This window comes from Mesorhizobium sp. PL10 (assembly GCF_053714315.1).
On the sequence record NZ_JBSKBR010000194.1, the window covers coordinates 1 to 517 of the forward strand.

The 517-nt window shown below is 64.2% G+C and carries 1 pseudogene; it reads left to right on the forward strand.

Annotated elements, in window-relative coordinates:
• Positions 1-322 (forward strand): annotated as a pseudogene (locus ACWGTO_RS33820) (hypothetical protein); the annotation flags it as partial.
• Between the last annotated feature and the right edge of the window lie 195 nt (positions 323-517).

The following is a 517-nucleotide window of genomic DNA, read 5'->3' on the forward strand; positions in this document are numbered from 1 at the left end:
GGACTCACAGATTCAGCACTGGCGCCATATGTCACGTGTTAACTCACCCGATTGCCCTGCCCGGCGCGCCAATCCGCATTCCCCTGCACGGATGGATCGACTACCGTCCACCTACCGGGATTGGGGTGTCGGGAGCACGCATGGCGGGCAGGCCGGCAGGAACAAGGGATCCGCCGCCGACTACAGCAACAAGTCGGTCCGCGACAGCGAGCGCGATACCATCGGCAATGCCGAGGAAGCCTACCGTCGCTTCGTCGCTACCTGGAAACAGAAATCGCCGAGTGGGCGCCCGGGTGCCGCCAATGAGGTGCGACAAACATAGGCTGCGCGACAGGGTTGCAACCTCAGACCTGTGCTTCGCCACGGGGTCACCCGAGCCGCGTCAGAATAGCAAAATCAGCTTCGTCGATCCATCCCGATGGCGGCGCACGATAGCGACGTGCTCGCTCCGTCAAGGCCAAGCCGCGTGCCGCGCGGTGGCCTGCCGGCCAGACCTGACCTTGCTGCACACGACGCT